Source organism: Yersinia sp. 2466 StPb PI, from assembly GCF_041538325.1.
GTDB classification, from domain to species: Bacteria; Pseudomonadota; Gammaproteobacteria; order Enterobacterales; family Enterobacteriaceae; genus Yersinia; species Yersinia enterocolitica_E.
The window spans coordinates 1,257,400-1,283,755 of record NZ_JAULSL010000001.1; the positions used below are offsets into that span (position 1 = coordinate 1,257,400).

A 26,356-nucleotide genomic window follows, 5' to 3' on the forward strand; every position below is an offset into this window, starting at 1 on the left:
GCTATCGAGGTATCATCGATGCAAACGAATGACACCTTCCTGCACGGTAGAAGCCACTAATATCCCTTCCCGGCTGTAAATCTGGCCACGGACAAAGCCCCGCGCGCCGGAAGCAGAAGTGCTTTCTACTGCATACAGCAGCCAATCGTCCAGGCGAAATGGCCGATGGAACCACATAGAATGATCTATCGTGGCAATCTGCACTCCTGGCTCCAGGAAACCAATCCCATGTGGCTGCAAGGCCGTTGGCAGGAAATTAAAATCAGAGGCATAACCCAGTAAATACTGATGAACCCTCAGGTCATCTGGCATGGCACCGTTGGCGCGGAACCAGACATAGCGATTCGGTTCTTCTACCGAGCCTTGCAATGGGTTGTGGAATTTCACCGGGCGCATTTCAATTGGCTGATGGCCGATAAACTTTTCCCGTACTTTTTCGGGGATCATATGTGCGAACTGGCGGGCAATGTCTGTTTCTGACATCAACCCTTCCGGTGGGGGAACGTCCGGCATGGTATTTTGGTGTTCGAACCCCTCTTCTTGACTCTGGAACGATGCCGTCATATAGAAGATGGGTTTACCATTCTGAATCGCACTGACCCGGCGGGCGCTGAAGCTGTTGCCATCACGTAGTGTTTCGACGTCATAGATAATGGGCTTGCTGCTGTCCCCTGGGCGCAGAAAATAGCTGTGGAAAGAATGTACTGCCCGCTCTGCCGGTACGGTTTGTTTTGCTGCATAGATAGCCTGACCCACTACCTGACCACCAAATACCTGGCGCAAGCCCAGATCTTCACTTTGGCCACGAAAGATACCTTCTTCAATTTTCTCAAGGAAGAGCAGATCGAGTAGTTTTTCTAATGCTTGACTCATGTTGTGGCCCCTGATGGTTGAGTTTATACACAGTGTGCTGAATCCGTTGGGCGCTCGTCAATATATTGCTGTGAAAGGCCTGTTCAACTGAGGAATATCGGATAAGGAATAGTCTGATAAATGCCTCAATGGGGTAAGCGTCAGCGGGAAGTAGAATATTGTGCTATAATTGGCTTGCTAGGTGGTTGAAGCCACTTATTAAACGCCGGCTGTTGTGTAGATAGCTTGCATCTTAATAATAAGAAGGAGTGCGACCTATGAAACCTTGGCAATCAATGAAATTCTGGCAGATAGCGGGTGGGGCAGCATTAGTGGTAAGTTTGGCTGGGTGTGCTCATCGAGGGGCTGATGTTCCGGTTCCCGCGCCGGCAGGTGTAACCACTGCTGCCGCACCTATTGCACAGCCTGCTGTACAGGGGACAGTGAACATCCGCGAGCGCATTGCATTACCACCTGATGCCGTAGTTACGGTTACGCTGTCGGATGCCTCACTGGCTGATGCACCATCACGGGTTATCGCCCAGAAAGCAATTCGTACTGAGGGCAAACAGGCTCCGTTTAGTTTTGCTTTGCCGTTTAACCCAGCCGACATCCAGCCAAATGCACGTATTATTGTAAGTGCAGCGATCACTCGCAATGGCCAGTTATTGTTTATCACCGATACCATTCAAGAAGTGATCAACCGTGGCGCGGGTACCCAGGCTAATCTGTTATTGGTCCCTGCAACCTCTGTTGCTATAGAAACAACCCCAGGGGGACCGGCAACAATACAGGGCGCGCCTACCATAACAGGCAGTGCGACCATCCAGTAATGTTTAACCCGCCATGAGCCGGTTTTTCAGAAAAGCCAATTAATTTGGCAATAGCGCCACAGGATAGCCACTATTCTGTGGCGTTTTTATTAGCGGTATTGCCAGCGATAGCGGCGTAAATCAATTCGACCCGAAGTATCGATATCAATGCCTTCAGCCAGTAATGCCTTTTTTTGTCTAAGATAATCATCACCAATTAATGATATTTCGCCATGACGATTAATCACCCGATACCAGGGTAAGGCAGAGCCTTCCGGCAAGCGTTTGAGAACTCCACCGACTTGGCGTGCAGCTCTGGGGGAGCCAATCAGCCGCGCGATATCGCCATAAGTGGTCACCTGTCCATAGGGGATAGCGGCCACCACTTGGAAGACCCGTTGGCGGAAACTGTCGACAAACGGTAGGTCACCCGATTCTGTGGGCAAATCTGATATTGCAGATTCCCACTGATTTTGGCTCTCTGTTTTTGATGATGTCACAGCATTCTCTTTTTTATCTGCATGGGCGGATAGTGCGACGTTATAGAAATAAATAGAGCGATATAAATAGAACGAGATAAATAAATAACATCATCAATGCTTTTGGTGCCAGCAGAAAAGAGATTTAACCCAAACCTGAGGGGAAGTGGGCAAGAAACCACCGGTTAGTGCGGGTTGTCTTGCTATTTGGTGGGTCATGGTCGATAATGCCCACCGCTCCAGAGTACAAGGAGCCGTTAACGTCAATGGAGGTCCTGTTGGTTCTCCCGCAACACTAACTTGTGAACTCGGTCAGATCCGGAAGGAAGCAGCCGTAGCAGGCGAGGTGTGTGCCGGGATGTAGCTGGCAGGGCCTCCACCATTTCTGATAAGTGCATGATATCCATCATATTAAACACTTGTTTCGTGCATTGAAACGGCAGTGATACAACTTTTGTGTATCGCCTAGGGCGCTAATCAATGTCACATCTTATACTTTCCCGTCATGGAATCTGGTACTACCATAGAGTCTACCTGACACCTAGAAAACGTCGTGAAATTCGAATCAGCTTTATCACAATGATATTATGCCGGTGCATAGTGTTTTTGGTGCTTCCGTATCGATAATCTGAATCCTATTCAAACCTTTCTACTTTGAAACTAGCTTGTTTTTTATTATCTGTCCGTCTTTCATGATGATAGTCAGGTTTTTTTCAGGATCTGCCAGCAGTCCGATATCAGCGAGTGGATCGCCGTTAACCAGCAATAAATCAGCTAAGGCTCCGACTTCGACAACACCAAGTTTTCCTGGATATGGATTGCGTCGATCTGATAGCGCTAACAATTTTGCATTATCAGATGTTGCCATTCTGAGCACTTCGGCGGGCGTATACCACCGTGTCATTGTAGAAAGCTGTGAGCCTTGTCGGGCTGCCAAATTTCCATCAAATAAAACATCTGTTCCGAACGCAACTTTCACCCCGTATTTTTTAGCTAAGCGATAAGCGTTATCAGTCCCGGCAAAAATCTGCGCTGCTCTGGCTTGTCCTGCGGGATCGGGCAGTTGATTTGCATTCTCGTCCGCCAAAAAAGGCTGCAGACTCCACCATGTACCTGTATCTGCCATTAATTTTGCAGTTGCATCATCTGCCAATTGACCATGCTCAATTACTTTTGCTCCAGCTTTGATAGCATTGCTAATGGCTTCAGGGGTATAAGCATGGACTGTCACATAAGTACCCCAATTAGCCGCGGCCTCGACTGCGGCGTGAATTTCATCGACGCTAAGTTGAACTGTATCTAATGGGCCATAGGGAGAAGATACGCCACCGCCTCCTGTCAACTTGATTTGGCTAGCTCCTTGCAACAATTGCTCTCTGGTGCGCTTTCGAATTTCATCGGCTGAATCAGCTATCGCAGACATGCCAATTCGTTCTGGGTAACTTAATTGATCAGGGGTAGCCGGTATTTCTGAAAGCATCCGAAAATCACCATGACCACCCGTTTGTGAAATCATTGCTCCTGATGGCCAGATGCGTGGCCCTTTGATTACGCCATTATCAATTGCGAGTTTTAAGCCAAACGCGGGTCCACCCAAATCTCGAACGCTGGTAAAACCACGTAGAAGTGTTGACTCTGCTTCAGCACCGGCCAGCAATGTGATAAAACTTAACGGAGCGGTTGAAGCTAATGCCATGGAAGGACGAGCCATAAAAGTATGCCAGTGGGCATCGATAAGGCCCGGCATCAATGTTTGACCATTGCCAGCGATATGCACGGCATCAGTTGCTGGATTAATCGGTTGAGCAGAAATTTGAGTGATTTTATTGCCTTCAACAACCACATTCATTTTGGACGTTAAGGTTGTGCCGTCAAAGACCCGGACATCTTCGAAGATAGTCATTGGTAATTTATTTGGCGATTGAGCATAAGATAGTGAGGGTAGGAGGCTGACCATACAGGCAGCCACAAATGTTGTTTTGATTGTCTTTGACATCAGTATTTTCCTCTCGTATCTGAGAACAAGATAGCGTTGAATATTATATATATCTTATCATCTCTTTTATTTTGGCACTGTTGCAAATAGCTGCTTAGGGCAAACTGTTGATGATAGGAGGTTGGATCCATTTTTTGCCCGACTGCTGCCGTGATTATATCTGGCATGATCTCGCGGCGGTGCTTTATTTCCTTAGCGATGGATACCTATTTCTTCGTCAGCCAGGGAGACGTTGTGCTCCAAAAAATAATATCTGCGCCAAGATAATCGTCGGCAAATTGTACAAACTCATCCTTGCTAAATGGCTTACCCGTGTTAGGGTTCTTGTAGGTCAAAGTCGGCTCCTGCACTGCCATGGCAATGAGTGCTAGCCTCCACCATTTCTGATGTTATCTTCCTAGTGTGCTTACCTAAAGTGTCAACCCTTCTTGTTGAACCTCTTCTTTACGTTTTCTTATGCTATTGGTCAGATATTTTCAGTTAGACGTATTAATGAAGGGGGAAATAAGATTTTTCTCATTTATTTATTGGTTTAGGTGTCTATTTACATTTAAGATTTAGCAAAGGATTAATAATATTTTGAAATTATTAGCGCTAAGAGTGAATTTTAATAAATGAAGCGGACAAAGCACTTTGACTTAAATGCCCTTCCACTCTGCTGATAACTCACTGGATTTACCTAAATCCTGATATGCAATAACGCGGGATTCAAGTTAACCTTCAATACCGTGGGCCTATCAAGACATTTATCTCAAATTAAAACACGAACGAATTGCCTGGTTCATTGAAGCCGATAACGACTATCGGCTCAACGTTGTGTGTCTTAACCAGCGTTAAGCAGACTATTTCACATGTTGCCAAACCGTAGGTGGGATTTTATCATAAAGCTTATTCATTGTGAGTTCAGCCAGGCGATGGTCTGCCGCTGAGTAAAATAATTCCAACTCATCATCGGAAAGCTCATACTTATTCTTTTCAATTACACGTTCCAATGTATCAATAGTCGTACATTTTCTTAAACGCATCAGGTAGTCAGTTTTTGTCATGGTGGTTTTTCTTCTCGATATACAAATTAATATAGGGAAACTATCCCTTAAGTTTTCATCAGGGTACAGATGTATTCTCCTGAGAAAAGTCTGAATAAACGCTCTTTGGTTTTTTGCCAGCGCCGCAATTCAGGATCATTGATTCCGTAACTACTAAACAAAGTATATGTATCGTCTAAATATTCTTCCACTAACTCTGAAAGGTCGCCGTCATCCGGGTATTTTATTTTAAAACTCATCACAAATGAAGCTATATGCTCGATCAAATCATTGAGTTGCAGATTTACGGCAGATGTTGGGTCATTTACCCACCCATGATGGCTGTCGCCAAGGGTAGCAATGCCTTCATCATACAAGTTTTCACATAGAAACTTCAACTGGGCAATGTCATGCCGTTTAGGCGAGTACTCATCCATATCATCCCCTCCGTAAAGTCTTAATTCGGTGTTGATAACACAATGTGAGTAGATAGATAATCATATAAATGTAGAAGCTTATCGTTAACGTAAATAAACTTGTCTTGATATGAATATAAATCATTTCTTCGCTCACCGCGCAACTTTATTACTTAATCTTACAATTCGTCAGCGGTTGAGGGCCTGTCATTGTTAATTATATCAAAAGTGATTCTTTCTGGATGTACAATAAATGTTACAGCACCGGTTAAGGTTTCTTCAGTATTGATATCCAAACAGGGGTTAAAGATATGCCATTGATAACAGTAAGTCATTGAATAGCAGTTATCTTCTACGTGAGAAATATCAAGAATTTCTAATGAACCCGCCGTGTACCTGGCATTTTCTGAATAATACATTAAGCCGGAAACCAAACTTCCTTCAATTTCACGGATATTATTGCTGATAACACTCTTGAGTAATGAAATCGCGTAACACCCTGAGGTGAAGTCCCCGGCTATTTCATTGTTCATTAATTGTCCGCTCATGGTGGCAAGATTAATTCATTCCTGTATCGCTATTGTAACAAAAAATGCTTTGGCATTTGTTTTTCAGCAACTACGAGCATGATTTGAATCAAAAAAATCAAATTTAATGAGATTTTTTCAACTAATACTATCAGCTACATGTTGTGATGTTATTTGATGCACTTGCTTTCAATAACACGCTCTTCCTATAAAATAACGCAGTCTAAATAGGATTCTTCATATTTAGGGTTATTACTCACGATTAATTTAACTACTCTCTATTAACCTAGAATGCTCAGCGGGTTTGGTCAAGAGCAGGGGGGGGATATTACCTGTTTTCTATTGTGTAATTTATCGTTTTGCGAGCATTACCGAACAATGTTGAGGTTAGAATACCAAAACCCTGCCTGACCTCACCAGTGGAGTAACAGTAAAAATTGTTTAATTTACTGTTACTAAGCATGTTTGCGCTGTCTAGTTTGCCATTAGCGGCAAGTTTGCTTCCGTTTACTGAGGGCGGTGGGGCTAGCGTGCTAAAACTTGTTACTTTTAAAACTCGTCAATCATGATGTTTTCTTGAATTTAATAATTTTATGTGATGTTATAATGTATCACATGAAAACACATGCTCTGTTCTACTATGAATAAACACGCTTTCCTTACCTGGTTAAACCAGCCTTCCTACTGGACATTGTTCTCACTTTCGTCATTACAGCGCATCTCTGGCGTCGCCTTACTTTGCTTGCTGCTGTGGGGAGCTATTTATTGGGCGAATATATTGCCATGATAAAGTTGAGAAATATTGAGATTGGATATGATCGGCATGCACTTACCCCGCCAATTAAGGGTGGTTTTGCTGCCGGGTCTCTCACGGCCATTATTGGGGCAAATGGAGCGGGTAAATCAACCCTACTTAAAACATTGGCAGATTTACAACCCGCAGTGATGGGGGAAATAACTTTTACCGGAGAAGATCGCCCTCAAATAGCCTATCTCCCACAGCAAGCTGAGTTAGATAAACAGTTCCCCATTGTCGTTCAGGATGTCGTGGCGATGGGATGCTGGCCCCAAAGTGGGCTACTAGGGGGCATTAATCATCAATCACGGCAACGAATCAAAAAGGCATTAGACACGGTCGGTATGCCGGAAATAGCGCGCCAACCCGTCGCTGAGCTTTCCGGCGGGCAGTTACAGCGGGTGCTGTTTGCCCGTCTTTTAGTGCAACAAGCACAACTGATATTACTGGATGAGCCTTTTACCGGTATTGATAGCCAGACCGTGCGGCTGTTACTCGATGTTATTCATCGGTTACACGATGAGGGGCGGACGATTATTGCTGTCTTACACGATATGTCGATGGTCGCTGAACATTTCCCCCGCGCCTTGTGGTTGACACCTCTTGGTAACTGTTGGGACTCATCTGAGCAGGTTCTGGCGCAATGGCATCACTGCCACAGCTCATCTTGCGCACTCTCTTCTCTGGCTCCTCAACCCGAACAGCAAAGGGTTATCAACTGATGACATTGTTCCATTTATTTGCTGATCCTTTTGTAGATTTTGGCTTTATGCGGCGGGCATTAGTCGCCTGTCTGGCTTTGTCACTCAGTTCAGCTCCTTTAGGGGTTTTCTTGTTATTACGGCGAATGAGCCTGGTGGGGGATGCTCTATCTCACGCGGTATTGCCGGGAGCGGCTATCGGTTACCTCATTTCAGGAATGTCACTGGTGGCAATGGGCGTGGGTGGGTTTATTGCCGGATTAGCGGTTGCTATGTTGTCCGGTTGGGTCAGCCGACGAACACTATTAAGAGAAGATGCCAGCTTTGCCGGTTTCTATCTGGGCTCGCTGGCATTGGGGGTCACGCTGGTCTCTCTACGTGGCTCGAGCATGGATCTGCTCCATGTGTTATTTGGTTCTATTTTGGCTGTTGATGTCAGTGCCATGACCATGGTCGGCGTTATCACGACGGTCTCGATGTTGGCTTTAGCGGCGATTTATCGCGCACTGGTGATTGAGTCATTCGACCCTGTCTTTCTACGGGTCAGTATGGGGCGCTGGCTGATGGTGGTCCACGCTCTGTTTTTATCGCTGGTGGTTATCAATCTGGTCGCCGGGTTTCAGATTCTTGGCACCCTGATGTCGGTAGGATTAATGATGTTGCCTGCTGCCAGTGCCCGTTTTTGGGCCAAAAATCTCCCTCATACATTAGGTATTGCCATGGCCATCGGCATGGTTGCCAGTTTTGTCGGCTTGTTGTGGTCTTATTACGCCTCGTTACCTGCCGGGCCGGCAATAGTCCTTAGCGCCAGCCTGATTTTCTTTGTATCTATTTTATTTGGAACGCGTGGTGGTGTTTTAGCAACCGCGCGCCGTTAAGAAGTACCGGTCGTTAAAGGAGAGTTAAATGAAGCGTTTACCTATTAGTTTGGCGGTAGCTGCCCTACTGTCTAGCCCATTGGCGATGGCAAAAACTGTTGAAGCTGTAGCCAGTTTTTCTATTTTAGGCGATATCGTCCAGCAGGTGGGGGGCGAGCATGTCAATGTGGTGACATTGGTCGGCCCGGATGGGGATCCCCATAGTTTTGAACCGATGCCGAAAAATAGTAAACAGTTATCTAACGCTGATGTGGTGTTTATCAGCGGGCTAGGGCTTGAAGGGTGGTTGGAGCGTTTGATCAGTGCTTCTGGCTATAAAGGGCAGGTCGTTGTCGCCTCAACCGGGATCGATACGCGTAAAATGGATGAAGAGGGAAAGAGGGTGACGGACCCCCACGCATGGAACAGCATGGCGAATGGTATCAAGTATGCCAACAACGTAATGAATGCATTGATTGTCGCCGATCCTGAGGATGCTGATTATTTCCGTAAACGTGGTGGAGAATACATTCAGCAATTGGAAAAACTGGATGCTTATGCGAAAGCTCAGTTTGCCACGATCCCGATAGATAAGCGTAAGGTCCTGACCAGCCATGATGCTTTCGGCTATTTTAGCCAAGAGTATGGGGTTAACTTCTTATCGCCCGTCGGATTCTCCACTGAGGCTGAAGCCAGTGCCAGCGATGTAGCCGCGCTAATTAAACAGATCAAACAAGAGAAAATAAAAACGTATTTTATTGAAAATCAGACTGATCCGCGTTTAGTAAAACAGATTGCCGCAGCCAGTGGTGCTAAAGCTGGTGGTGAGCTTTACCCTGAAGCCTTATCCGCAACCGGTGGCCCGGCAGCAACCTATGCTGAAGCTTTTAAACACAATGTAGATACCATTGTGAACAGTATGAAGTAACTATAAACCAATAAACAAAGTGGCTAGTGCTCAGTCTTTGATTTTGGTCAGAGGCTGAGTACTTGACCTTGGTTGATAACTCTCTTCTTTAACATGAAAAAGCCCCGTTGGGCAGCAACGGGGCTTATCAATACCATCAACTGATGGGCTAAAAACCAAATCAAAATCAACGCTTCTTATGAGTCCCTCCCTGAACTGCTTTAAAACGTGGATTACTTTTACAAATAACGTATACCCGACCACGGCGACGAACGATTTTACAATCGGGATGACGGTTTTTAGCTGAACGTAATGAACTCAATACTTGCATGATTAACTCTCAGGATTAGCTGGTTTTTTTAGTCAAGAAGCGACCAAAACGTTGATTGAAGCGCGCAGTACTGCCTTCTTTGGAGAACTCTTTTTGTTTACCGGTGTAGTACGGATGTGAGGCTGAGGAGATATCCAGCGTGACATAAGGATAGGTCTGCCCATCGCGCTCAATGGTGCGTGCTGTGGCAATGGTGGAACCCACGGTGAAATAGGTATCTGCGCTGGTGTCGTGAAAAACTACTGTCCGGTAGTTAGGGTGGATGCCGGGTTTCATAAAAACTCCAATTGTTATGTTATACTATAACAATAATTATGCGCTATTCACTTTTGAGTTTCAAGTACAGAAAATAAAAAACCCGCAAACCTAAGTCTGCGGGTTTTCTTAATGATGTATTTCATCAATTGTGGTGACGTAAGGTTTACTTGGCCTTATGGTCAACCGCATGCGAGTGTTCTACATCTTCGTTTTTTCGACTAAAGCGACGGCGAACCACCACGAAGAAGACCGGAACAAAGAAGATAGCCAGTACAGTTGCGGTTACCATCCCGCCCATAACACCTGTACCTACCGCATTCTGTGCACCAGAACCTGCGCCACTACTGATAACCAGTGGCAGAACCCCTAGGATAAAGGCTAATGACGTCATCAGAATTGGTCGCAGACGCATACGTACTGCTTCCAAGGTTGATTCCACCAAACCTTTCCCTTCTTTGTCCATTAAGTCTTTAGCAAACTCAACAATCAAGATGGCGTTCTTGGCCGATAGTCCGATAGTGGTCAATAAGCCTACCTGGAAGTAAACGTCGTTATTGAGCCCACGCAGAGAGGCCGCCAGTAACGCGCCCACAACACCCAGCGGTACCACCAACATAACTGAGAATGGAATCGACCAGCTTTCATACAGCGCAGCCAGACATAAGAACACCACAATCAGTGAGATGGCATACAACGCGGGAGCCTGGTTACCTGACAGACGTTCTTGATAAGACATGCCGGTCCAGTCATAACCGATGCCGCTTGGCAATTTAGACGCCAGATCCTGCATCAGGTCCATTGCCTCACCGGTACTTTTACCCGGCGCTGCCTGACCCAGAATTTCCATGGATGGCAGACCGTTATAACGTTCAAGTCGAGGTGAGCCGTATTCCCATTTCGCGGTGGAGAAAGTATTAAACGATACCATCTGACCGGTGTTGTTACGGACATACCACTTATCGATATCGCCCGGTAACATACGGAAAGGCGCATCAGCTTGTACATAAACTTTCTTCACACGACCACGGTCGATAAAGTCGTTTACGTAACTGCCGCCCATCGCTGAACCGAGCGTGGTATTGATATCGGAAATCGAAACACCAAGAGCCTGTGCTTTTTCCTGATCAACTTCCACTTTGAACTGAGGTGTATCTTCCAGTCCGTTCGGCCGCATACCGACCAGCATATCTGAGTGTTGCGCCGCCATACCGAGCAGTTGGTTACGCGCTTCAGTTAATTTCTGATGGCCGACGTTACCCTGATCAATTAACTGGAAGTCAAAGCCGGTAGCAGTACCCAACTCCACAATCGCTGGCAAGTTAAAGGCGAAGACCAAACCGTCTTTGATTTGCGAGAAGGCAGCAGATGCGCGGCCGACAATTGCTGGAACTTTGTTCTGTTCTCCCGGACGCTCATCCCAGTTTTTCAGACTGACGAATGCCAGACCCGTGTTCTGACCCTGACCACTGAAACCGAAGCCGTTAACGGTAAATACAGAGTTAACCACGTCTTTTTCTTTGTCGAGATAATAGTCAGTAACCTGATTTAGCACTTTCTGAGTACGTTCTTGCGTCGCACCCGCAGGCATTTGCACCATGGTCAGGAATACACCCTGATCTTCTTCTGGTAAGAATGATGTCGGCAAGCGTAGGAACAACACGCCCATACCAATCACTATCAGCAGATAGATCAGCAGATAACGGCCAGTGCTGCGCAAAATGTTGGCAACGCTGTCAGTGTAGTGATGGGTGCTTTTCTCGAACATGCGGTTAAACCAACCGAAGAAGCCGGTACTCGGCCCATGTTCACCTTTGGTTATAGGTTTCAGCATTGTCGCGCACAGTGCGGGTGTCAGAATCAATGCCACCAGAACCGAGAGCACCATGGCTGAAACAATGGTGATAGAGAACTGACGATAAATCGCCCCGGTTGCGCCGCCAAAGAAGGCCATCGGGATAAATACTGCCGACAGTACCATCGCGATCCCCACCAATGCGCCCTGGATTTGCTCCATAGACTTTTTGGTGGCTTCTTTCGGCGGTAGCCCTTCTTCCTGCATCACACGTTCGACGTTCTCTACCACCACGATGGCGTCATCTACCAATAGACCTATCGCCAACACCATCCCGAACATCGTTAGGGTGTTTATCGAATAGCCAAAGGCGGAGAGAATAGCGAAAGTACCCAGCAATACGACCGGTACTGCAATCGTTGGAATCAATGTTGCCCGGAAGTTCTGCAAGAACAGATACATTACCAAGAACACCAAAATGATAGCTTCAACCAGTGTTTTAACCACTTCGTTAATAGAGATTTTAACGAATGGGGTGGTGTCGTACGGATAAACCACTTTCAACCCATTCGGGAAGAAGGGTTGTAATTTTGCCAGTTCAGCTTTTACTGCAGCAGAGGTGTCCAGGGCGTTAGCACCGGTTGCCAGTTTAATACCGATACCTGCCGCAGGTTTACCATTATAACGGGCGATGATGTTATAGCTTTCAGCACCCAGTTGAACGATAGCCACATCTTTCAGGCGAACCTGCGAACCGTCAGTATTCACTTTCAGCAAGATCTGGCTGAATTCTTCTGCGTTGGTTAAACGGGTCTGCGCAATGATTGATGAGTTCAGCTCTTGACCAGGTACGGGTGGAGTCCCCCCTAACTGGCCTGCTGCGACCTGATTGTTCTGTACTTTAATGGCATTAATAACATCAACCGGTGTCAGTTTGAAATTATTCAGTTTATGCGGATCCATCCAGATACGCATTGCGTATTGGGAACCAAATAACTGAACGTCACCCACACCGGCGGTACGGCTAATTGGATCTTTAACGTTAGAACCCACATAGTCCGCGATATCTTCTTGTTTCATGGTGCCGTCTTCAGAAATAAAGCCGGCAACCATGAGGAAGCTACTACTGGACTTTTCAACGCTCACGCCCTGCTGCTGCACTTCTTGCGGCAGTAATGGCATCGCTAATTGCAGTTTGTTCTGGACCTGAACCTGAGCGATATCTGGGTCAGTGCCTGAGTTAAAGGTCAACGTCAACTGAACGTTACCGGAGGAATCACTGCTGGAAGACATATACAGCAGGTTATCGATACCGTTCATGTTCTGTTCGATAACCTGCGTAACTGTATTCTGAACAGTAGTCGCATCGGCGCCAGGATAGTTGGCGGAGATTGTAATTGCCGGTGGCGCAATGGTTGGATATTGCGCAACGGGTAATTTCATTATCGCAAGTGCACCAGCCAACATCAGAATGATGGCGAGAACCCAAGCGAAAATAGGGCGATCTATAAAGAACTTAGCCATGAATTACCGGCTCCTTTTAAGACTTCTTCGCTGTATCAGCCGGAGCTGCTTTTTGCGCCGGGTCAGTAACTTCCTGCACTTTTACCTGCACGCCCGGTCTGATTTTCTGCAAGCCGGAAACAATAAGACGATCACCTGCTTTCAATCCTTCAGTAACCAACCATTTATTACCAATGGCCTGATTAGCAACCAGCGTGCGCATTTCAACTTTGTCATCTGCGCCGACAACCATAGCAGTAGCTTCGCCACGTGGGTTACGCGTCACACCTTGTTGAGGCACCAACAGTGCATCAGGTCTGACACCTTCATCCAAACGGGCACGAACAAACATGCCAGGCAGCAGCGCCTCGTTCGGGTTAGGGAAGATGGCACGGATAGTAATTGAACCGGTCGTTTCATCGACGGTGACACCAGAGAATTCCAGAGTACCGGTTTCTGCGTATTCAGAGCCGTTTTCCAGTAACAAGCGAACCTTGGCCTTACCGTTTTCTTGCTTGAGCGTGCCATCAGCCAGCTCTTTTTTCAGGCGCAAGAATTCATCGCTTGATTGAGTCACATCGACATACATCGGATCAAGTTGCTGAACTGTGGTCATTGCCGTTGCCTGACCACTGGTCACCAATGCACCTTCAGTAACTGAAGATTTACCGGTACGCCCACTGATTGGCGACGTAACCTGAGTATATGCCAGGTTAATACGCGCTGTTTCTACCGCCGCTTTTGCTGCCAGAACACTCGCATTAGCTTGCATTGAGTCAGACATAGCCTGGTCATACTCTTGCTTACTGATGTAATTGGTACCCAGTAATGGTTTGTAGCGATTCACTGTCAGGCGGGCAATTTCAGCGGCAGCTTGTGCTTTCGCTAAATCACCTTTGGCGCTGTCATAAGCGGCCTGATATGTGGCTGGATCAATTTGATAAAGTGATGTTCCTGCGGTGACATCACTGCCTTCAACATAGTTACGTTTAAGAATGATCCCGCTAACTTGTGGGCGAACTTCTGCAACACGGAATGCGGACGTGCGGCCCGGTAGTTCGGTTGTGATATTCAGTGGTGCTGCTTTCAATGTCACAATACCAACTTCAGGTGCCTGTTGAGCATGGGCTTGCGCCGCATCTTTATCATTACATCCTATAAGTACTAAGCTGCCTGAAAGTACCAGAATTGCAGCCAGAGGCATTACCCCTCTGTTTTTGCTCATAGATAAACCTCAAGTGTCCGATTTTTAATTTAATTCAATGGATCACAAGCTTTAAAACCCATTGCTGCGTAAATTATATGTGCGTGCTATGGTACATACATTCGTGAATGTATGTAAATCGCACCCCCTCGAAAAAACAACGCTATGGCACGAAAAACCAAACAGCAAGCCGAAGAGACCCGGCAACAAATTCTTGATGCCGCAGTGCGGGAGTTTTCTGCGCATGGCGTTTCCGGCACTTCACTTACTGATATTGCCGCCGCCGCAGGCGTAACCCGAGGCGCAATTTATTGGCACTTCAAGAATAAGGTAGACCTGTTTAACGAAGTTTGGGAGTTATCAGAGTCTAAAATTGATCAGCTCGAATTAGAGTATCAGGCAAAATATCCCGATAATCCACTCCGCATCCTGCGTGAAATACTCATCTATGTTCTTGTTTCTACGCGTGAGGATTGCCGACGCCGTGCACTAATGGAGATTGTATTCCATAAATGTGAGTTTATCGGTGAGATGACCTCAGTCCATGACGCGCGTAAAGTTCTTGATTTAGCTAGTTATGAGCGAATTGAATCGGTTTTGCAAGACTGTATTGATGCAAATCAATTGCCCGTCAACCTTGATACTCGTCGAGCTGCGATTATCATGAAAGCTTATATTACAGGTTTGATGGAAAACTGGCTCTTTATGCCAGAAAGTTTTGATATAAAACAAGAGGCACCGGTATTAATTGATGCCTATCTGGAGATGCTAGGCCATAGTCTTTCGTTGCGAAAAGGGCTAAATAGCAAAGCATCGGATTAACTGGAGGTTTATATGAGTAGTTCACTGGTTGTGATTGCGAATGGGGCTGCCTATGGCCATGAGTCATTATTTAATGCTCTGCGTTTATCTATTGCGTTAAAAGAACAACAAGCCGATCTCGATTTACGCCTTTTTTTAATGTCTGATGCCGTCATTGCTGGCCTTAACGGGCAACAACCACGTGAAGGTTACAATTTACAGCAGATGCTAGAGATTCTTACAGCACAGAATGTTCCGGTTAAATTATGCAAAACTTGCGCCGATGCCCGTGGTGTGACTGGGTTAACGCTGGTTGATGGTGCAGAAATCGGTACTTTGGTTGAGTTGGCTCAATGGACGTTAGCCGCTGATAAAGTTCTCACATTCTAAGTAATAATGGGATTACTGCTCTTCCCCGAATCAACCGATATTGCTGGTTGTTACATCCTATTCAACAACAACTGCGTAACAGCCCGCATTATTACAGCTATTCACGTTCTGAAAGATTTTTCTTATTATTACTCGAGACTGAACGTGATAGGATTTCAGCCTCTCTGTTGAAATGAAGTTCAAATATGAGCAGCAGATCCCATAATCAATATTCTTTACCCTTATCCATGCCAGTCATGACGTCAGTGGGGGCATTTTTATTACGCCTTCAGACAATGCTTACCCTGCTTATAATTGCCTTTATATCTTTGCCATCGACTTTTGCATCTGGAATCAATATTGATGTGCCGACCCGCACTGAGGTATTAAGCCAACTGGATACACTATCAAAACAAAAAATATTGTCGCCAGCGGAAAAGCTATCACAGCAGGATCTAACTAAAACGTTGGAATACCTTGATACCATTGAGCGTACCAAGCAAGAGGCCAGTCAACTTAAACAACAACTGGCACAAGCTCCCGCAAAATTACGGCAGGCGACAGAGGGGCTGGATGCGCTTAAGAATAGTACCGCTGACACGCTGACTCGGGAGTCATTGGCGAATTATTCGCTGCGCCAATTGGAATCACGTCTAAATGAAACGCTGGATGATTTACAATCAGCTCAGGAAGACCTCTCCGCTTATAATAGCCAGTTAATTGCCCTGCAAACTCAGCCCGAACGGGTGCAGAGTGCGATGTATAACGCATCAATGCGTTTAATGCAGATTCGCAATCAACTCAATGGATTAGCGCCAAATCAAGAGGTTCTGCGTCCAACCCAGCAGCAAGAGTTATTGACTGAGCAGGTGATGTTAAATGCGCAGCTGGATTTGCAACGTAAAAATCTGGAAGCTAACACCACCTTACAGGATTTACTGCAAAAACAACGGGATTACACTACTGCTCACATAAACCAACTGGAGCGCTACGTACAGCTACTGCAAGAGGTGGTCAGCGGCAAACGATTAATCCTATCAGAAAAAACAGCCAAAGAAGCGCAAGCACCTAATGATGCAACTGATATTCAAAATGATCCGTTAGTTAGCCGAGAACTGACGATTAACAAAGAATTAAGTCAGCGCCTGATTAATGCCACGAAAGAAGGCAACACCCTGGTACAACAGAATATTAGAGTTAAAAACTGGCTGGACCGCGCGCTGCAATCGGAACGTAACTTAAAAGAACAAATTACCGTATTACGCGGTAGCTTGTTGCTTTCGCGTATCTTGTATCAACAGCAGCTCAATTTACCGGCTGCTGGTTTGATAACCAATATGGGTCCACGTATTGCTGACTTGCGCTTGGAGCAATTTGAAATAAATCAGCAACGTGACCAGCTATTCCAGGGGGATGACTATATCCAAACCCTGATGAATGACAGTAAAGAGAAGATCAGTCCTGATGTAGAAGACGCGCTGGGGCAAATTGTTGATATCCGCCGTGAGCTACTGGATCAGTTGAATAAACAGTTGGGTAACCAACTGACATTGGCTATCAATCTGCAAATTAACCAACAGCAGTTGCTCAGCGTCAATGAATCACTGCAACATACTCTGACACAGCAGATTTTTTGGGTCAGTAGCAATAAACCGATGGACTGGTCTTGGCTAAAAGCCTTACCGGGCGCACTTAAATCTGAACTGAGCAATTTTCACTTTACCCTGTCACCGGGTGATGTGTTAGCGGGGTTGATCAAATCAGTGGTGTTCTTGCTACCCATGTTGATTGTGGTGGGGGTGATCCGATCACGCTATAACATCATTAATAAACATTTGGATAGACTGGCGGCTGACGTCGGGCAACTCAAGCACGACAGCCAAATGCATACGCCAAATGCCATTATGCTCACTTTACTGAAAGTCTTGCCTGGGGCCTTAATTATCCTAGGTTTTGGCTATTGGTGTCTGCGTTCAGACTTTAATCTTAGTGACTTCCTCTGGAGCTTATTCCAACGTTTGGCGCTGTTCTGGCTAATATTTGATCTGACCTATCGTATGCTCTCGCCAGGGGGAATTACCGAGCGACACTTTATGATTGCGGCTGACCGATGCGCGCATTATCGCCGCCAAATGGTGCGATTAGGGGGGGCATTGTTGCCGGTGATATTCTGGTCGGAATTGGGAGAGAAAAGTCCACTTCGATTGGTCGATGATGTCATCGGGCAAATTGTTATTGTTATTGCATTGGCACTGCTGGCCCTGTTTGTCTATCCATTCTGCCGCGATAGTTGGCGTGAAAAAGATTCCCATGCGGTGCGGTTGGTGATTGTGACTGCGGTTGCTGTAACCCCCATCATATTGATTGGCTTAATGATGGCAGGATATTTTTATACGACACTGCAACTGGCTGGTCGCTGGATTGATAGCCTGTACTTATTGTTCCTGTGGAATATCGTTTACCTGACGGCAATTCGAGGTTTAGGGGTTGCCGCGCGGCGTTTGGCCTATCGTAGGGCAATTGCCCGGCGGCAAAGTTTGGTGAAAGAGGGGGCTGAAGGTGGTGAGCCGGTTGAAGAGCCGCCATTAGCCTTGGACCAAATTAACCAACAGTCATTACGCCTGACAACGATGGCGCTCTTCCTGATTTTTGCCACTTGTTTCTATTGGATTTGGGCGGACCTGATAACGGTTATTTCCTATCTGGATAGTATCTCTTTGTGGCATTACACCTCAACAGTCGCTGGTGCTAGCGTCGCGCAGGCTGTGACCTTGGGGAATATGCTGGTGGCTTTGATGGCATTGGTGGTGGCCTATGTTCTGACTCGTAACTTGCCGGGCTTACTTGAGGTTGTGGTATTGTCGCGCCTGCAACTGCGCCAAGGCACTTCTTATGCCATCACCACCATTCTGACTTATCTCATCACGGCGGTCGGTGGGATAACCGCGTTAAGTTCGCTCGGTGTTTCGTGGGATAAATTGCAATGGTTAGTGGCGGCACTGTCTGTTGGTTTGGGGTTTGGCTTGCAGGAAATCTTTGCCAACTTTGTATCCGGTTTGATTATTCTGTTTGAGCGGCCCGTTCGTATCGGCGATACCATTACCATTGGTACTTTTTCGGGGAATGTCAGCAAGATACGCATCCGTGCGACGACAATTACCGATTTTGACCGTAAAGAAGTCATTATTCCGAACAAAGCATTTGTTACCGAGCGCCTGATCAACTGGTCACTATCAGATACCATTACGCGCATCATCATTAAAGTGGGTGTCGCCTATGGTTCTGATCTGGCGAAAGTAAAAGATGTACTGTTACAAGCCGCCCATGAGAATCCACGAGTTATGGTTGATCCTGAACCACAAGTCTTCTTCCTAAACTTCGGTTCCAGCACTCTTGATCATGAGTTACGCCTGTATGTTCGTGAATTGAGAGATCGCAGCTATACGGTGGATGAATTGAACAGGGCTATTGATAAGTTATGTCGTGATAATGACATTAATATCGCCTTTAACCAGTTGGAAGTGTATCTGCACAAACCAGATGGTACCGAGGTTCAGGAAGTCAGTCGCCCGCTTGATAAACAAGGCTTACCGGCTGAGCAATCGGAATTGGGAGATACTAAGCCTGACTTACCGGATATCAATAAGCCGCTTGCTTAAGGCATTAGGCTGTATAGGCAGTAGCGCGCCATTACTGATGGAGTCTCTACAGGTCGGGTCATATACCTGCATCACTAAGGCGACACGTTAGTGTATCGCCTTGGCTAAATAGCAGAAGTGATATCTTCAATCTGAGTTTTGACGGCGGAGCTTACGCTGATAATCAAGTTGCACGATCGCTAACGCCGCCAGTGCTGTCTCGGGCGCTATCTCATTGCATTCCAGCAGATAGATAAGATCTACTGCCAGTTGCAGTTCTGGTGGAGCTTTTTCAACTGACATAATCTGACCAACATTTGATTTGCAGTTAATCGGGAAGTCGGGTGTGAATATCGTACCAGGGTTCCACCTGACCTGATTCAACCTATATACCCACTAGATTTCAACATGCTGGAAAGCGGTAAGCGAGGTAATCCCGATTAACTGACACCAGTCAGTAATTCGGGTGAACGCAAGCCGTCAACATCTGCATTTGAAAGAGGGCGGGCATAAACATTATAGAGAACTATTTGCTGTCGGAATCTCAATGATTCAAAAAATGTGACAAATATTCAAAAACCGTTCTCTTTTTTCTCAATACTGCGTTCTATTCTTATCAACGCCTGCCGGCAGCGCATTAGGCGCCCCTCGAGTGCCGCTAGCTCTTTCTGTATTTTCTGCTGCTCAGATAACAAACTTTGCTTACCAAGTTGGCTCTCTCTATCCTGAATCATGGCCAATATTCGCCGTTCATAATCTTGATGTTCAGCCAGCTTATGGTAAGGGTCCAATTTATTATCCCGAGGTTCAGGATTGGATTTTCTTAATTTTTGTGTAGCCAATTCTCTTTGCAATGCAGAAATCTGGGCAACCAGTTTTTCAGCGAGAAAAGCAACCTGTTGTGTGCGATTATCAGCAACCACCTGCTTTAGTTGGACCATATTTTTACGTATTTCCTGAAGATAATCGCGGAAACGGTTGCCATGATTACCAAACAGGTTTAGATCAAAACGGGCTTGCTGAGAGGGGGTGTTTGCCTGAGGGCCAACTTGCGCTGACAGCGCTTCAATTTGGCTTTCAAGCACCTGCAATAATTTTTCCGTACTCATGGCGCTTCTCCTTGGCATTTCCCGCCAGCTTGCCTTCGAATGGCGGCAGATACAAGCTTGGAGGAGGGTAAATAAAATAGATACCGATGTCTTGTGCAAATAATGGCAAGAATATCTATTGATGATGTTCAACGCATGGGTTAATGATAACGCTTCATTAAAGTGATGATAAAGGGAGCTTATGTCTCGTTGGTTTTTGATAACCTTGGGTTGGCTGGCGGTGATATTGGCAACGTTAGGTGTCGTGCTTCCTCTGTTACCCACCACACCGTTTTTGCTGTTGGCCGCTTGGTGTTTTGCACGATCCTCCCCGCGATTTCATCACTGGTTGCTCTACCGTTCATGGTTTGGTAGCTATATACGTACCTGGCAACAACATCGAGCATTGCCTGTGGGCACTAAATGGAAGGCAATACTGGTTACCATACTTACATTTGCTGTTTCACTTTGGTTGGTGAAAATCTGGTGGGTGAGAGGCGTATTACTTATTATGTTAATCCTACTGTTGACCTTTATGTGGCGAATGCCAGTTATTGACCTATCGCAACAAAAACGGCGCTGAGCAATTCACACTAGTTGCATTTTAGTGCCAGTTTGCATAGATTTGAGCGTTTTCGTGCGCGGGGTAATCCCTCGTTGCATCCTTAATGTTAAGGATGCAGTGACTTTAACTATCGGAGTATTATCGATAGTGAGACTAAGTTACTCAGCCGATGCCATTTAACATCGACTGGCCGCGCTTAAGTATGTACAGCAGTTTTATCAGGCACAAATTATGACCGCTACTGCACCTAATACAGCACAACAGCTTCAATATATTAAAGACAGTATCAAAACCATCCCCGATTATCCAAAAGCGGGAATACTGTTTCGTGATGTGACCAGCTTGCTAGAAGATCCATTAGCCTATGCCGCTAGCATCGAATTGCTGGTAGAGCGCTATCTGGGTAAAGGCGTGACTAAAGTAGTGGGTACTGAAGCTCGCGGCTTTCTGTTTGGTGCTCCGGTCGCCCTGTCGCTGGGTGTCGGTTTTGTTCCGGTGCGTAAACCCGGTAAATTGCCGCGGGAAACTATCAGCGAAAGCTATGAGTTGGAGTATGGCACGGACAAACTTGAGATCCACACCGATAGCATTAAACCGGGCGATAATGTCTTAGTGATTGACGATTTGCTGGCTACCGGCGGCACAATCGAGGCAACGGTTAAGCTCATACGTCGGCTGGGTGGCGTCGTGACTGACGCTGCATTTGTGATTGATTTGCCTGAATTGGGTGGCGAAGCGCGCCTGACTCAGCAAGGGATCACTTGCTATAGTTTGGTCTCGTTCAGCGGGCATTGATTTTATCCCCAAAGAATGTGGAGTTGCAGGTAGGCTGCAAGTGAATACATCCCGATAAACTTACCCAGATAGATGATTTGGGTGAGTGAAAAAAGCCAACAGCACTCTGGACTGAAAGATGGTAGGCATAATAATCTGGTGGTCATCAACGGTGACTGTCAGATTATTCGATGAATGTTGGGAAAATATTATCAATGCAAACTGCCATTCACTTATTAGAGTGGCAGCGAATAAATACGTGAAGACTCGCCCCATGGGTGATAACCCAATCCAGTAAAAGTAAAACCATACTTTTCGTAGAACCCGATATGGTCAGTACATAAATGTAGTGTATCAAAACCTAATTGTTTGGTTTCTTTAGCAATATGCTTGATCAGTAATTCACCATAAGCATACCCTCGGTGTTGCTCTTCAATATAAAGCGCACATAACCAAGGGTACAGATCCATACGGCTAATAAAATCATTGGTGATTAATCCAGCGCAACCAATAATTTCATTATTCATTTCCATCAAATACCATTGAGGTAAAGGATTTTTAGCTGCAATACAAAGACTGATGCAATCCTGATAAAGCATTTTAGTCTCTTCCGTGGCCCACTTATTCTGAAAATAGCGGATAGATTGATCTTTATACTCAGGGTGACTTCTCACCGAGATGATTCTTATCATTATTGTTTTCCTAACGCACTAATTATACTCACTATTTTTGGTAAAGATCCCAGCGATTACCGTAAATATCTTCGAATACAACCACCATGCCATATTCCTCTTTGCGAGGTTCTTCGCAGAATGTCACTCCTTTTGATTTCATCAACTCATAATCACGCCAGAAGTTATCTGTCTCAAGAAAAAGGAATACTCGACCACCACATTGATTACCAATAAACGCAGTTTGATGGTCATTGGATGCCCGAGCTAGCAATAAACGACACTCACTGTCTTCTGTCGGCGAAACCGACACCCAACGTTTCCCTGGTTGTGCCTCATCTTCTCGCAGAAAAAAACCTAACTTTTCGGTATAAAATTCAATCGCTTTATCGTAATCATCAACGACGATAGCAATATAGCCCATCCCTCTTTTTTTACTTGTCATAAATTCGTCCATTGTTAATTGACCCAAACTGGGTGCCGCTGATTATTAACTATAACTTCTTGATAGCCTAGGCATCGGCACCGATTGAATACCATGCAAAATCCAGCAGTCAGGGAAGCACCTTACACTCTGCTAATCTCCGTTACCTGTCAGAGCAAATTTCCAATCGTACTAAGGCCGGTATTTCGGAATAGATTGCCAGCATAACATCCAGATTGTGGAATAAAAATGAACAGGCCACCGTTGTAAAATTCATTGCTGGCAATATCGATTCTTTCAACATGGGGGAGAGTCCGAAAGGAAATAAGAACGGGTTTATTACGGCATCGCAGGGTACAAAGAATCGACAACTCTACTTCCACAAAGTAAATTTGTGGGAATGACGATGGGCGTACTGGTACACTAAGATTCAACCTGTAGCTATTCGGGTTAATGTGTTCAAAAACAAACCACTTAATATATGTAGGTTAAATAGTGGTTTTTTTACTGGTGATTAAATTATTCTTTATAAATCAATGATGAAGTATTAATGAGCTATCAGGTCCTTGCCCGTAAGTGGCGCCCCCAAACGTTCGCAGACGTCGTTGGTCAGGAGCATGTCCTGACGGCGCTGGCTAATGGCCTTTCATTAGGGCGAATTCATCACGCCTATCTATTCTCCGGCACCCGTGGCGTTGGCAAGACGTCGATTGCACGGCTATTAGCCAAAGGTCTTAACTGCGAAACCGGCATTACAGCGACGCCTTGCGGTACCTGTGCTAACTGCCTGGAGATCGAGCAAGGCCGTTTTGTTGACCTGATCGAGATAGATGCCGCCTCGCGCACGAAGGTAGAAGATACCCGAGAACTGCTGGATAACGTTCAATATGCTCCAGCCCGTGGCCGCTTCAAAGTGTACTTAATTGATGAAGTGCATATGCTGTCGCGCCACAGTTTCAATGCGCTACTAAAAACACTTGAAGAGCCGCCAGCCCATGTGAAATTCTTGCTGGCGACTACGGACCCTCAGAAACTGCCGGTGACCATCCTTTCCCGCTGTTTGCAATTCCATCTCAAAGTGATTGATGTTGAGGTTATCCGTGGGCAGCTTGAAAAAATATTATTGGCAGAGCAAATCAGTAGTGATGCGCGTGCATTGCAATTATTGGCACGGGCGGCCGATGGCAGTATGCGAGATGCGCTTAGTCTGACAGATCAGGCCGTTGCGATGGGCGATGGGCATGTGACGACAGCTACAGTCAGTCAAATGCTGGGAACGCTGGATGACGAGCAACCCTTGGCGATTATCGAGGCGCTGGTCAGTGCCGATGGTGCGCGGGTGATGGCTCAGGTAGAACAAGCGGCATCACGTGGTGTCGATTGGGAAAACTTATTGGTCGAAACCCTAAGTTTGCTGCACCGCATTGCGATGGTGCAACTGCTGCCATCAATGTTGGATAATCACTATGCGACGGTTGAGCCTCGGTTACGCGAACTGGCCCGCACATTGCCACCTGCTGATATTCAGTTATATTATCAAATTCTGTTAGTGGGCCGCAAAGAGCTGGCTTATGCGCCGGATCGCCGCATGGGGGTTGAAATGACCTTATTGCGAGCGTTAGCTTTTCATCCTAAAGCGATAATTGCCGAACCGCAGAGTGTATCTGTCAGTGCGCCAGCAGCGATTGGGGGTAACAATGCACCGCAGCACTCCCCAAATACGCAACAGCCCGCATCTACTCACTCAGGGCCACCGCAAGATGCACCACCGCTAGGGCTTGCCGCTGAAGTGAGTACTCAGCTCCCAGATTCTACTGCGCAGCTCCTTCAGGCACGGACCCAGTTGTTGCGACAATCCGGGACAACCACACCAAAAAAGAATGAGCCGGCAGCGCCAGGAAAAGCGCGGCCGGCAACCTCGGCACTGGAGCGTCTAGCTTCGGTGACTGAGCGCAGCCAGCAGCGTCTGGCCGCTAAATCAACCGAAGAAAAGAAACCGGCGAAGAAAGAAGCTTATCGTTGGACCGCGCAGAATCAGTCTGAGGTCGTAGCTGAGCCAGTTACCACGCCTAAGGCGTTGCGCTCTGCGTTAGAGCATGAAAAAACACCGGAGCTTTCTGCCAAATTGGCTGAAGACGCCATGGTGCGGGATCCTTGGGCGGCAGAGATAGATAAGCTACATGTTCCGAAATTGGTACAGCAGCTTGCGTTGAATGCATTTAAAGAAGAAATAGAACCGGGTAATATTTGTCTTCACCTGCGTTCTAGCCAGCGGCATTTAAATTCGCCCACGGCACAAAAGGCGCTGGCTGATGCATTGAGTGAATTACACGGTAATGCTGTCACACTTAGCGTTATCGAAGATGACAACCCGGCGGAGCGTACTCCGCTGGAATGGCGGCAGGCCATTTATGAAGAAAAGCTGGCACAAGCACGCCAGTCGATTATTGCGGATAATAATATTCAGACACTGCGTCGTTTCTTCGATGCAGAATTGGATGAAGAGAGTATCCGGCCGGTTTAACCGCTGCGGTAAGTGCATGGTGTACTGACGCGGCCCCTTGCTATGAGAGATGACTATGTTTGGTAAAGGCGGTATTGGCAATTTAATGAAACAAGCCCAGCAGATGCAGGAAAAAATGCAGCAGATGCAGGAAGAAGTCGCCAAATTGGAAGTTACCGGTGAATCTGGCGCGGGCTTGGTAAAAGTAACCATCAATGGGGCGCATAACTGCCGCCGGGTTGAAATTGACCCAAGCCTATTGGTTGAAGAAGATAAAGAAATGCTGGAAGATTTGATTGCTGCGGCATTGAACGATGCCGCGCGTCGTATCGATGAAACGCAAAAAGAGAAAATGGCTTCGGTCTCCAGTGGTATGCAATTACCACCAGGCTTTAAGATGCCGTTCTGATGCAAACCAGTCCACTCCTTGAGTCATTAATGGAGGCGTTGCGCTGCCTGCCGGGCGTTGGCCCGAAATCAGCGCAACGTATGGCATTCCAACTGCTACAGCGTGATCGTAGTGGTGGAATGCGGCTGGCGCAGTCATTGACCCGTGCGATGTCCGAAATCGGTCACTGTGCTGATTGCCGGACATTTACCGAGCAAGACCGTTGCACTATCTGCTCCAACCCACGCCGGCAGCAGAATGGCCAACTCTGTGTGGTCGAAAGCCCGGCAGATATCCATGCTATTGAACAAACCGGCCAGTTTGGTGGGCGTTACTTTGTGTTGATGGGGCATTTATCTCCCATGGATGGCATTGGCCCTGGCGATATTGGTTTGGATTTGCTGGAAAAACGGCTTGAAACTGAAACTATCACTGAAGTCATTTTGGCAACTAATCCGACCGTAGAAGGGGATGCCACTGCCAACTATATCGGCCAGATGTGTGGTCAGTATGGCGTATTAGCCAGCCGTATCGCTCATGGCGTACCAGTAGGCGGCGAACTGGAAATGGTTGATGGTACGACATTATCGCACTCACTGGCTGGGCGTAATCCTATTAAGTATTGATCCCATTATTTATTGTGGGCGACAGTCTTGTTATTGATTATCTTACGAATAAA

26 protein-coding genes, 1 other RNA gene and 1 other annotated feature are annotated in these 26,356 nt (G+C 46.4%); of the genes, 13 read left to right on the forward strand and 14 right to left on the reverse strand.

The window, feature by feature from the left end:
* Positions 1-12: 12 nt before the first annotated feature.
* Positions 13-873 (reverse strand): acyl-CoA thioesterase II, encoded by an 861-nt coding sequence (tesB, locus tag Q2T72_RS05545; protein ID WP_083160001.1) that lies wholly within the window; start codon positions 871-873, stop codon positions 13-15.
* 257 nt (positions 874-1,130) lie between these two features.
* On the opposite strand from tesB, the gene Q2T72_RS05550 reads away from it, so the two are divergent.
* Positions 1,131-1,685: a YbaY family lipoprotein gene (locus Q2T72_RS05550; RefSeq protein ID WP_372568771.1), complete on the forward strand. Its 555-nt coding sequence runs from the start codon at positions 1,131-1,133 to the stop codon at positions 1,683-1,685.
* 89 nt (positions 1,686-1,774) lie between these two features.
* Here Q2T72_RS05550 and Q2T72_RS05555 read toward each other — a convergent pair whose 3' ends face one another.
* Positions 1,775-2,119: an MGMT family protein gene (locus Q2T72_RS05555; protein WP_227746600.1), complete on the reverse strand. Its 345-nt coding sequence runs from the start codon at positions 2,117-2,119 to the stop codon at positions 1,775-1,777.
* Between the two features lie 300 nt (positions 2,120-2,419).
* On the opposite strand from Q2T72_RS05555, the gene ffs reads away from it, so the two are divergent.
* Positions 2,420-2,516: signal recognition particle sRNA small type (gene ffs / locus Q2T72_RS05560), an RNA gene on the forward strand.
* A gap of 276 nt (positions 2,517-2,792) precedes the next feature.
* Here ffs and Q2T72_RS05565 read toward each other — a convergent pair.
* The 4 genes from Q2T72_RS05565 to Q2T72_RS05580 form a co-directional block, all read right to left on the reverse strand.
* On the reverse strand, positions 2,793-4,139 hold the full coding sequence (locus tag Q2T72_RS05565) for an amidohydrolase family protein (protein ID WP_083159995.1): 1,347 nt from the start codon (positions 4,137-4,139) through the stop codon (positions 2,793-2,795).
* An 842-nt stretch (positions 4,140-4,981) separates the two neighbouring features.
* Entirely contained in the window at positions 4,982-5,185 is a 204-nt protein-coding gene (gene ymoA / locus Q2T72_RS05570; RefSeq protein WP_002208622.1) for an expression modulating protein YmoA, read from the reverse strand.
* Positions 5,186-5,232: 47 nt separating this feature from the next.
* A complete protein-coding gene (tomB, locus tag Q2T72_RS05575) occupies positions 5,233-5,601 on the reverse strand; it encodes an Hha toxicity modulator TomB (RefSeq protein ID WP_083159993.1) in 369 nt (122 codons plus the stop codon).
* Between the two features lie 158 nt (positions 5,602-5,759).
* A complete protein-coding gene (locus Q2T72_RS05580) occupies positions 5,760-6,113 on the reverse strand; it encodes a hypothetical protein (protein ID WP_083159991.1) in 354 nt (117 codons plus the stop codon).
* A 777-nt stretch (positions 6,114-6,890) separates the two neighbouring features.
* Between Q2T72_RS05580 and Q2T72_RS05585 the strand changes: the two genes are divergently transcribed.
* The 3 genes from Q2T72_RS05585 to Q2T72_RS05595 are packed head-to-tail and all read left to right on the forward strand — an operon-like array spanning position 6,891 to position 9,389.
* A complete protein-coding gene (locus tag Q2T72_RS05585) occupies positions 6,891-7,625 on the forward strand; it encodes a metal ABC transporter ATP-binding protein (RefSeq protein ID WP_372568772.1) in 735 nt (244 codons plus the stop codon).
* The gene (locus Q2T72_RS05590) at positions 7,625-8,482 is read left to right on the forward strand and encodes a metal ABC transporter permease (RefSeq protein WP_083159987.1); all 858 of its coding nucleotides are present in this window, start codon (positions 7,625-7,627) and stop codon (positions 8,480-8,482) included. Before Q2T72_RS05585 ends, Q2T72_RS05590 begins: the two co-directional genes overlap by 1 nt.
* 28 nt (positions 8,483-8,510) lie before the next feature.
* Positions 8,511-9,389 (forward strand): metal ABC transporter substrate-binding protein, encoded by an 879-nt coding sequence (locus Q2T72_RS05595; protein WP_083159985.1) that lies wholly within the window; start codon positions 8,511-8,513, stop codon positions 9,387-9,389.
* 166 nt (positions 9,390-9,555) lie between these two features.
* Here the strand turns inward: Q2T72_RS05595 and ykgO are convergent, their stop codons facing one another.
* The 4 genes from ykgO to acrA all read right to left on the reverse strand — a co-directional run bounded on the left by ykgO (position 9,556) and on the right by acrA (position 14,477).
* Complete coding sequence (gene ykgO / locus Q2T72_RS05600; RefSeq protein WP_002208618.1) at positions 9,556-9,699, reverse strand: type B 50S ribosomal protein L36; 144 nt, start codon at positions 9,697-9,699, stop codon at positions 9,556-9,558.
* Positions 9,700-9,714: 15 nt separating this feature from the next.
* Positions 9,715-9,975 carry a type B 50S ribosomal protein L31 gene (locus Q2T72_RS05605; protein WP_083159983.1) on the reverse strand — a complete coding sequence of 87 codons (261 nt, stop codon included), beginning with the start codon at positions 9,973-9,975 and terminating at the stop codon, positions 9,715-9,717.
* Positions 9,976-10,120: 145 nt separating this feature from the next.
* Positions 10,121-13,273 carry an efflux RND transporter permease AcrB gene (gene acrB / locus Q2T72_RS05610; RefSeq protein WP_102970455.1) on the reverse strand — a complete coding sequence of 1,051 codons (3,153 nt, stop codon included), beginning with the start codon at positions 13,271-13,273 and terminating at the stop codon, positions 10,121-10,123.
* Between the two features lie 16 nt (positions 13,274-13,289).
* Positions 13,290-14,477: an efflux RND transporter adaptor subunit AcrA gene (gene acrA / locus Q2T72_RS05615; RefSeq protein WP_083159981.1), complete on the reverse strand. Its 1,188-nt coding sequence runs from the start codon at positions 14,475-14,477 to the stop codon at positions 13,290-13,292.
* Positions 14,478-14,621: 144 nt separating this feature from the next.
* Here acrA and acrR point away from each other — a divergent pair, with 144 nt between their 5' ends.
* The 3 genes from acrR to mscK all read left to right on the forward strand — a co-directional run bounded on the left by acrR (position 14,622) and on the right by mscK (position 19,285).
* Complete coding sequence (gene acrR / locus Q2T72_RS05620) at positions 14,622-15,278, forward strand: multidrug efflux transporter transcriptional repressor AcrR (RefSeq protein ID WP_083159979.1); 657 nt, start codon at positions 14,622-14,624, stop codon at positions 15,276-15,278.
* Positions 15,279-15,290: 12 nt separating this feature from the next.
* Complete coding sequence (locus tag Q2T72_RS05625) at positions 15,291-15,647, forward strand: DsrE/DsrF/TusD sulfur relay family protein (protein ID WP_083159977.1); 357 nt, start codon at positions 15,291-15,293, stop codon at positions 15,645-15,647.
* A gap of 185 nt (positions 15,648-15,832) precedes the next feature.
* Positions 15,833-19,285, forward strand: coding sequence for a mechanosensitive channel MscK (gene mscK / locus Q2T72_RS05630; protein ID WP_193784714.1), 3,453 nt, complete (start codon positions 15,833-15,835; stop codon positions 19,283-19,285).
* 126 nt (positions 19,286-19,411) lie between these two features.
* Here the strand turns inward: mscK and rsmS are convergent, their stop codons facing one another.
* Entirely contained in the window at positions 19,412-19,567 is a 156-nt protein-coding gene (gene rsmS, locus Q2T72_RS05635) for a pleiotropic regulatory protein RsmS (RefSeq protein ID WP_050086075.1), read from the reverse strand.
* Positions 19,568-19,836: 269 nt separating this feature from the next.
* The gene (gene priC, locus Q2T72_RS05640) at positions 19,837-20,373 is read right to left on the reverse strand and encodes a primosomal replication protein PriC (protein WP_083159973.1); all 537 of its coding nucleotides are present in this window, start codon (positions 20,371-20,373) and stop codon (positions 19,837-19,839) included.
* A gap of 181 nt (positions 20,374-20,554) precedes the next feature.
* Between priC and Q2T72_RS05645 the strand changes: the two genes are divergently transcribed.
* Together Q2T72_RS05645 and apt are read left to right on the forward strand one after the other, a co-directional pair.
* Positions 20,555-20,935: a DUF454 family protein gene (locus tag Q2T72_RS05645; protein ID WP_372568773.1), complete on the forward strand. Its 381-nt coding sequence runs from the start codon at positions 20,555-20,557 to the stop codon at positions 20,933-20,935.
* A gap of 213 nt (positions 20,936-21,148) precedes the next feature.
* A complete protein-coding gene (apt, locus tag Q2T72_RS05650; protein ID WP_083159969.1) occupies positions 21,149-21,712 on the forward strand; it encodes an adenine phosphoribosyltransferase in 564 nt (187 codons plus the stop codon).
* Positions 21,713-21,927: 215 nt separating this feature from the next.
* Here the strand turns inward: apt and Q2T72_RS05655 are convergent, their stop codons facing one another.
* Both Q2T72_RS05655 and Q2T72_RS05660 read right to left on the reverse strand, forming a co-directional pair.
* Positions 21,928-22,383, reverse strand: a complete 456-nt coding sequence (locus Q2T72_RS05655) for a GNAT family N-acetyltransferase (protein ID WP_372568774.1) — start codon at positions 22,381-22,383, stop codon at positions 21,928-21,930.
* A 31-nt stretch (positions 22,384-22,414) separates the two neighbouring features.
* The gene (locus Q2T72_RS05660; protein WP_372558216.1) at positions 22,415-22,807 is read right to left on the reverse strand and encodes a VOC family protein; all 393 of its coding nucleotides are present in this window, start codon (positions 22,805-22,807) and stop codon (positions 22,415-22,417) included.
* 529 nt (positions 22,808-23,336) lie between these two features.
* On the opposite strand from Q2T72_RS05660, the gene dnaX reads away from it, so the two are divergent.
* From dnaX to recR, 3 genes are all read left to right on the forward strand, one after another.
* Positions 23,337-25,310 (forward strand): DNA polymerase III subunit gamma/tau, encoded by a 1,974-nt coding sequence (gene dnaX, locus Q2T72_RS05665; RefSeq protein ID WP_083159963.1) that lies wholly within the window; start codon positions 23,337-23,339, stop codon positions 25,308-25,310.
* Positions 24,641-24,704, forward strand: a sequence feature (DnaX frameshifting element). It overlaps the preceding gene by 64 nt.
* Positions 25,311-25,365: 55 nt before the next feature.
* Entirely contained in the window at positions 25,366-25,698 is a 333-nt protein-coding gene (locus tag Q2T72_RS05670) for a YbaB/EbfC family nucleoid-associated protein (RefSeq protein WP_019081276.1), read from the forward strand.
* Positions 25,698-26,303, forward strand: coding sequence for a recombination mediator RecR (gene recR / locus Q2T72_RS05675; RefSeq protein ID WP_083159961.1), 606 nt, complete (start codon positions 25,698-25,700; stop codon positions 26,301-26,303). Before Q2T72_RS05670 ends, recR begins: the two co-directional genes overlap by 1 nt.
* The last annotated feature ends 53 nt before the right edge of the window (positions 26,304-26,356 follow it).